Here is a 1,606-nt window from a genome sequence, read left to right as displayed (position 1 = left end):
GGCGGCCCTCTCCACAAATGAGAGGGTCCGCCGCTCATTTCTTTCGCCACTCTCCTGGTTGTCATTTTTCCCCTCAACCACGGGCAGGCCCATCAAATGTCGATAGGGGCAGCTCATGAACTACCGCTACCGGTCGCTCGGCGAGGCGTAGTGCCCAAACATTGGTAACATCCTCGGTAGGGGTAATTCATGAGTTTCCCCTACTGGTGGTCGCTGGTGACGAGGGAAGATTTCAAATCTCCGGCCACACTTTTCTTGAGGATCCCGCCGATGGCCCAGAGAGCGCATACGCCTGTCTGATTGCTTGGCCCTGCAGGTCAGGCGGTTCTTGTCCCCAAACCCCAACTGCCACCCACCCGCTGCTTGGGTAATGGGTGAACTTTCGCCTTGTGACGCTAGCGGATTCCGCACATCCAAACGTACAATAAAAAGAAGGATTGAAACTGTCGCGACAAGTTTGTGGCAGCATCCTTCGGCCGGTTCGCCGAGTTCCTTTATTTTGGTTTTTCATCGAGCAGAATTGACCGCCCGTTTTCCGCGGCGTCAACGTGTATGCCCCCAATGGTCTGTGAGGCCGCCGGCCCACAAAGATCAGGACCACACCCATGACGGAGTCCCAGGATACATTCAACACAATCGACGAGGCCATCGACGCCGTTGCTCGCGGTGAAGTCGTCATCGTTCTGGATGATGAGCACCGGGAAAACGAGGGCGACTTCATCTGTGCGGCCGAAAAAGTCACGCCCGAGATTGTGAATTTCATGATCACCTACGGCCGGGGACTCCTCTGTGTGGCCATTCTCCCCGACGTAGCCGAGCGGCTGGAACTCTCTCTTATTGTCAAGGAAAACACATCGCCCCTGGGAACGGCATTCACCGTCCCCGTCGATCATCGATCCTGCCGCACGGGAATCACGGCAGCGGAGCGGGCCAAAACGATTCGGGCCCTGATCGACCCCACCAGTAAACCGGGAGACTTTGCCCGGCCGGGGCATGTCTATCCACTCATTGCCAAAGAAGGCGGCGTCCTCCGTCGGGCTGGCCACACCGAAGCCGCCGTCGATCTCGCCAGGCTCGCTGGCCTTGCACCTGCCGGTGTTCTCTGTGAAGTCCTCAACGACCGCGGGGATCGCGCCAGTCGCCCGGAACTTCACGAAATTGCCCGCCGCTTCCATCTCAAGGTCATCACAGTGGAAGATCTCATCCGCTATCGACGTCGACGCGAAAAACTCGTTTACCGCATCGCCGAAGCCCAGCTCCCCACCAAATACGGGCTGGGCAAGATCATCGCCTACGGTGTGAAATACGAAAACCAGGAGCCCATCGCGATTGTGTTTGGTGATCCCACCCGGGTCGCCGCACCTTTGGTCCGGCTTCATTCCTCCTGCTTTACTGGCGATCTCATCGCCTCCCTCCGCTGCGATTGTGGAGATCAGCTTCATCTAGCGCTTCAGATGATCGGCCAGGAAGGAACTGGCGTGCTGGTGTATCTCCCCCAGGAAGGCCGTGGCATTGGCCTGGTCGAAAAAATCAAGGCCTACCACCTCCAGGACGAAGGGATGGACACCGTCGAGGCCAATCTCGCCCTGGGACATCAGGTGGACTG

General features: G+C 58.1%; 1 protein-coding gene. It reads left to right on the top strand.

The features are described from left to right. Positions 1-605: 605 nt before the first annotated feature. Positions 606-1,606: 3,4-dihydroxy-2-butanone-4-phosphate synthase (gene ribB, locus H5U08_RS18160; RefSeq protein ID WP_297036368.1), on the top strand; the 1,001-nt coding region annotated here is incomplete at its 3' end.

Source organism: Thermogutta sp. (assembly GCF_014359955.1).
Classification (GTDB): domain Bacteria; phylum Planctomycetota; class Planctomycetia; order Pirellulales; family Thermoguttaceae; genus Thermogutta.
Note: the sequence above shows the minus strand (reverse complement) of the source record. Positions and strands in the feature narration are given on the sequence as shown.